General features: G+C 36.9%; 6 protein-coding genes. 3 read left to right on the top strand and 3 right to left on the bottom strand.

What is annotated here, in order from left to right; all coding sequences use genetic code 11:
- Positions 1-176 precede the first annotated feature (176 nt).
- The gene (locus CWB66_RS20555) at positions 177-560 is read right to left on the bottom strand and encodes a response regulator (RefSeq protein ID WP_077538659.1); all 384 of its coding nucleotides are present in this window, start codon (positions 558-560) and stop codon (positions 177-179) included.
- A 542-nt stretch (positions 561-1,102) separates the two neighbouring features.
- Here CWB66_RS20555 and CWB66_RS20550 point away from each other — a divergent pair.
- Together CWB66_RS20550 and CWB66_RS20545 are read left to right on the top strand one after the other, a co-directional pair.
- Entirely contained in the window at positions 1,103-1,348 is a 246-nt protein-coding gene (locus CWB66_RS20550; protein ID WP_077538661.1) for a hypothetical protein, read from the top strand.
- Positions 1,349-1,582: 234 nt separating this feature from the next.
- A complete protein-coding gene (locus CWB66_RS20545; RefSeq protein WP_138586902.1) occupies positions 1,583-2,218 on the top strand; it encodes an SDR family oxidoreductase in 636 nt (211 codons plus the stop codon).
- Between the two features lie 55 nt (positions 2,219-2,273).
- Here the strand turns inward: CWB66_RS20545 and CWB66_RS20540 are convergent, their stop codons facing one another.
- Together CWB66_RS20540 and CWB66_RS20535 are read right to left on the bottom strand one after the other, a co-directional pair.
- Complete coding sequence (locus tag CWB66_RS20540) at positions 2,274-3,032, bottom strand: sulfite exporter TauE/SafE family protein (protein ID WP_138586900.1); 759 nt, start codon at positions 3,030-3,032, stop codon at positions 2,274-2,276.
- A 74-nt stretch (positions 3,033-3,106) separates the two neighbouring features.
- Positions 3,107-3,715: a flavin reductase family protein gene (locus tag CWB66_RS20535; protein WP_138586898.1), complete on the bottom strand. Its 609-nt coding sequence runs from the start codon at positions 3,713-3,715 to the stop codon at positions 3,107-3,109.
- A 98-nt stretch (positions 3,716-3,813) separates the two neighbouring features.
- On the opposite strand from CWB66_RS20535, the gene CWB66_RS20530 reads away from it, so the two are divergent.
- Entirely contained in the window at positions 3,814-5,328 is a 1,515-nt protein-coding gene (locus CWB66_RS20530) for a cryptochrome/deoxyribodipyrimidine photo-lyase family protein (RefSeq protein ID WP_138586896.1), read from the top strand.
- Positions 5,329-5,488: the final 160 nt, after the last annotated feature.

The following is a 5,488-nucleotide window of genomic DNA, read 5'->3' as shown; positions in this document are numbered from 1 at the left end:
GGGTCTATTTAACGTTAAGAAAATTACGCTAGAACTAGGCAAAAATTTTTGTATCTAGTTGTTCTAAATAAAAAATTTTTAACGACGTTATAGTGCAATTTAATTCGTTAAATTGATCAAAGATTTATGCAGTTTGGTATTATAACCATCGGCATAAATATTTAAGCAGATTAATGTTATACATTTTCCAAGTCTGGATAAAACTTCTTAAGCATTGCCGCTATTTTTTTAGGAGTAAACGGTTTAACTACAAAACCTTTGGCCCCCTTATCTATTGCATCTTTTACATTTTCAATACCAGAGTGAGCCGACACCATAACAACATTCGTCTCAGGGCTTAAATCGTTGATCTGCGCTATTAACTCTTTGCCGTCCCCGTCTGGTAATTCAATATCTAAAAAAATAATATTATAATTTGCAGCTTGGCACTCACTAATACACTGTGAGGCGGTAGATGCTTCCTTCACATTGTCTATCCCTAAATGCATTAGCGTTTGACTCAAAAAGCTACGCACCGTGCTAACGTCATCTACAATTAAAATTGATAGCTGCGTATTCATCTTTATTCCTTCATAAGCTATAAGCTAGGTTATAATTAACTACTAACTTTATATATAAATTTACTCATTTAATTATAGAGACCTACACCAAAAAGACCACATTTGCTTTATGTTAAGCTGTAAATAAAAAGTCACAGTTAAATAAAGAAGTCATACATTTATATAATGACCAAACATGAGAACGCATTAATAGTGTCAGCCTGCTAAAAGCAAAGCTCTATATATTATAAATACTTTAAAGCAATGCAGATTATCTCGTTATTTAATTATGTCTTGTCGTAAATTGTTCTTAACCCAGATGAACAACCTACTTCTCGAGTTAAAATCTCTATTTATAATAAATGTTAATCAAATAATTCACTGTACTATTTAAACACCCACCAAAAGCATTAAGAACTGTAATTGATGATAAATACATAACAATAATGATTTTTTGGATTAAAAAAACTAATCTGAAAATTTAAAATTACTTGGTTGAAAGCTGTGCAAAATATCAACATAATGGCGCTCCTTTTTTCAACAACTGAACTATTGAAACGACCATGCTAAACGAGCTAGATTGGCTTTTAAATACTATATTACTTGCACTAGGTTTAGGTGCATTCTTTATCAACCAGATCACTTTACTGCGCATTGCAGCTATTAGTGCGTGTGGTTTATTATTCTTATCATTTAGCTTAGATCTTATGTCGTCGAGTGTTATTTCAAATATGAGTTTGGTGTTAATAAATACTTTTTACTTGTTCAAGGTTTATACTTTTGGGCAATTTAATGTAACCCAAAGTTAACAATTTCTCCTTAGAATATTTTATAGCCCAGCTCTGCTGGGTTTTTTTATGATTAAACCTCAATCTGCACTAATAACGACAAGACAACTTCCCCTTACTAGCCCGTAAATTTTTATTTAAATAAAATAAATTAATTAAAATTCCAATTTACCCTTTAAAAATATACTCACACCCCAAGGTCTATTTGCACGGCACATTACTTTTTCAATCTATTAAATTAAGAAGGAATTAATTATGAGCAAGACCCTAATTATTGGTGCAAGCGGACAAATTGGTAAAATGACTACCGAGTTACTGCTTAAAAATGAACAAAGTGTAGTTGCCTTAGTGCGTGACAAAAGCAAACTAAGTGATTTACAAAGCCCTTTTTTAAATATTGTCGAGCAAGATCTCGAAGGTGATTTTAGTAACGCACTAAAAGACTGCGAACAAGTTATATTTGCGGCTGGTTCGGGTGGTAATACAGGGGATGACAAAACTGTGTTGATTGACTTATGGGCTGCAACTAAAGCGGCAACCTACGCTCGAGAGCATGCAATTAAGCACTTTATCATGGTCAGCTCAATTGGTGCAGACGACCCCGATTCAATTGATGGCGATTTAAAACCATATCTAGTTGCTAAGCACATGGCCGATGAACATTTAATCAACAGTGGCTTAAATTACACTATTATTCGCCCAGGGACATTAACTAACGATGCAGCTTCATTAACAGTAACAACTAAGCGCCCACAAGATCAGGATAAAGCTAAAATTAGCCGAGAAAATGTGGCTAATGCGTTACTTCATATTGCTACAAATAGTCCCAGTGGCAGTCGCATCTTTGAATTATTTGATGGCGATAAACCAATTAAAGCATCCGTTAAATAAGCCTTAATGAACTGATTTTATTAAAACATGCTCATTTCACCTCGTAGAATGAGCATTAATTACATAACGATTTAAAGCCCTGCCAAGCTAATTGCAATGCTAATAATGTTAAAATATATTTAAAAATGCACTTAAATTTGTCTGTTGGTATATGGTTTAATAATCGAATTCCCAGCCATGTGCCTATAGCCCCACTAAAAACCATTGCACCGACTAAAGGTAGCCACTGCCAAAAGCTAAAACCAACGACCCCATATATGCCAGCTTTAAATAAATGCTGAGTTGACATAATACTTGAAAACGTGGCTGTAAAACGCATCTTGCTATAGTTACTCATGTGTAAGCAGCTCCCGACTAATGGGCCACTTGCACCGATAAACATCGAAATAAATGTAGTAGCAAAGCCACCAGCTAAACGCCAAAGTATTGATCTGCTGTGCAATAATGGAGTCTTTCCCCACAAAATATAAATAACAAAAACTCCTGCAACTAACTTCATAACATCAAATTGAATGTTTGAAACAATAAAACTCGACAATACCGCCCCAGCTGCGCCTCCAAGCGTAAAATAAATAAACATGCTTTTATCTATATGTTTAAAACTCAGTAATAAGCGATTGGTATTTGACCCTAGTTGCACGAGCCCATGAATAGGAACAACTAAAGTCATGGGCATAAACGATGCCATCACAACAAGTAACATTAGCCCGCCGCCCGCACCAAAGGCAGCCGAAAAAAAAGAAGTAAAACCTGCCAACAAAACAAACACTAATGCCAACATAGGCGAAATAAGATCAGTCGTAAATAAATCCATATTTAAAGCATTCTTTTCATAAAGCGATTAAACATAACTAAATTTAGAATCTATACAGTCTCTATTACTAAACACTAAAACAGTGGTCTTTTGAGCACAAATTTATCTTTCGTGGTACTAAAATAGTCGCCGCCCATTTTACCCACAGTATTTGAACGTGTTGGATCTATATATCCATTGACTAAAACCTCATCATCTATATTGATGCCAATCACATCTAATAGCATGATTTTTCCTCCTCCCGTTTCCTTTGAAATAGTAATGACCTCTCGTAATCTGCATTCAAATTTTATTTTAGAATCGGTAACACTTGGCGCATGAACTAGCTGACTACTCGTTTGAGAGATATTAGCAGCATCAAACTCACTTATTTCACTTGAGTAATTTGCACCGCTTTGATTCATTTGTTCAATAAGATCATGACTAACAATATTAACCACGCACTCTTTGGTAACGAGTAAATTATTTAGCGTATCTTTATCTTTGTTATTACTTGGGTTTACTTGCGTTACACTCAACACTGGTGGGTTACAACTGGCGACAGTAAAAAAAGAGTAAGGCGCAATATTGGCAACCCCCTCGCTACTTAACGTACTTACCCAAGCAATAGGTCTGGGACTTATCCCACCAACGAGATAAGAGTAAACAGAGTGGTTACTGTTATCGGTTAAATCTAAAAACATGGTTTCTCACTTTTAATCTTGAAAACTAAATCGGAAAATCACTGCGCTGCGTACAACTTAAACCCTAAATAGCATTTTTTAAATAATATGTTGATTTCATGCGTATAAAAATAAACATAGTCTGGTTTAAACGCGATTTACGCCTCCGCGACCACCCGCCTTTAAAAAATGCTTTTAGTAACGGTCTACCCACGCTATTACTTTATAACTTTGAACCTCTGCTACTTGAAGATGCGCATTACAACGAGCGACATTGGCGCTTTGTATATCAATCAATCGTTGAATTAAATAAACAGCTAACTCGTTTTAACACCTGCGTTTATATATTTAATTTAAACATGAGCGACTTACTTGAATCATTAAAAACGCAATTTGAAATAGTTAATATTTTTAGTCATCAAGAAATAGGCTTAAACAACACATTTAAGCGAGATAAAGTTGTTAAAGCGTGGTGCCAACATAATCACATTAATTGGCTGGAGTCGCAAACAGGTGCTGTTATACGTGGTAAAAAAAATCGCGATAATTGGAATGAGCATTGGCAAAAAACAATGCAATCACCTATTGCCATACCCAACTGGAAAAACATCCAGACAATTGCGCTAAATAACTATCAAGCACCTGATTTACCAAACGCTTACACGCAAGACGATGATAATTTTCAACGAGGCGGCCCGTTGCATGCCCAAGAGATCATGCATAGTTTTTTTGCTGAACGCGGTAAAGGTTATCAAAAGGGTATATCTAGCCCAAGTTTAAGCCAAACTCATTGCTCTCGGCTTTCGCCTTATTTAGCGTGGGGTAATATTAGCCTCAGGCAAGTGTATCAAATGGCTATTGAGCAATATCATTCAAAGCATCCAAATAAAAAAGGCTGGAAACGCCCGCTTGCAGCGTTTGTGTCTCGCCTGCATTGGCATTGCCACTTTATGCAAAAGTTTGAAAGCGAATGCACAATGGAATTTTTGGCCCTTAATCCAGGTTATCATGTATTTCCGTATCGTGATGACAAAAACGTGAAAAGTGATGTTCAACGCTGGGCGCAGGGCCAAACAGGCATTCCAATTATTGACGCTTGCATGCGCTGCTTAAAGGCGACTGGGTATATAAACTTTAGAATGCGCGCCATGCTTGTGAGCTTTGTAACGCATCATTTAAATATAAGCTGGCAGCAAGCAAGCTTTCCTCTCGCTAATTACTTTTTAGATTTTGAGCCTGGAATTCACTACCCGCAAATTCAAATGCAAGCATCGGTAACAGGGATTAATACCATTCGGCATTACAACCCAATTAAACAATCAGAAGATCAAGATCCAACAGGTACTTTTATTAAAAAATGGTGCCCCGAGCTTGAAAAGCTCCCTATTGAATATTTGCACGAGCCTTGGCAACAAACCCCGATGGAAGCGCTATTTAACGACTTTAAGCTAGGAGAAGATTACCCCGAGCCAATGCTTGATTTAACCACGGCTTCAAAGCAAGCGCGCGAACGCTTATGGCAATACCGCGAGCGAGCAGATGTTAAACGCGCCATAGGAGTCATCCTTAAAAAACACGTAACCCAAACCAAAAAAGTTACTCGCGTAAAACGCAGAGCACCTAGGGCGTGTTGACCTTTGTGGATTGAAATTTGTTCAATCTACGGGCGATTTAATCGCGGCGCGAGGTTTGTAACCTAGTGGGCTAAGTAAAAACCGAGCAACAAAGAGTTAATCGTCCCTAGATCGAGCTCAAAGCGCAGCGCATGTTTGGCATTTACACTAGCTTATCGCC

Source organism: Pseudoalteromonas sp. S558 (genome assembly GCF_005886635.1).
In the GTDB taxonomy this organism is placed as follows: Bacteria; Pseudomonadota; Gammaproteobacteria; order Enterobacterales; family Alteromonadaceae; genus Pseudoalteromonas; species Pseudoalteromonas aliena.
Note: the sequence above shows the minus strand (reverse complement) of the source record. Positions and strands in the feature narration are given on the sequence as shown.

Bases quoted from the DNA above. Each gene is read 5' to 3' on its own strand.
- CWB66_RS20555 (WP_077538659.1), bottom strand. From the start codon at position 560: ATGAATACGCAGCTATCAATTTTAATTGTAGATGACGTTAGCACGGTG.
- CWB66_RS20550 (WP_077538661.1), top strand. From the start codon at position 1,103: ATGCTAAACGAGCTAGATTGGCTTTTAAATACTATATTACTTGCACTA.
- CWB66_RS20545 (WP_138586902.1), top strand. From the start codon at position 1,583: ATGAGCAAGACCCTAATTATTGGTGCAAGCGGACAAATTGGTAAAATG.
- CWB66_RS20540 (WP_138586900.1), bottom strand. From the start codon at position 3,032: ATGGATTTATTTACGACTGATCTTATTTCGCCTATGTTGGCATTAGTG.
- CWB66_RS20535 (WP_138586898.1), bottom strand. From the start codon at position 3,715: ATGTTTTTAGATTTAACCGATAACAGTAACCACTCTGTTTACTCTTAT.
- CWB66_RS20530 (WP_138586896.1), top strand. From the start codon at position 3,814: ATGCGTATAAAAATAAACATAGTCTGGTTTAAACGCGATTTACGCCTC.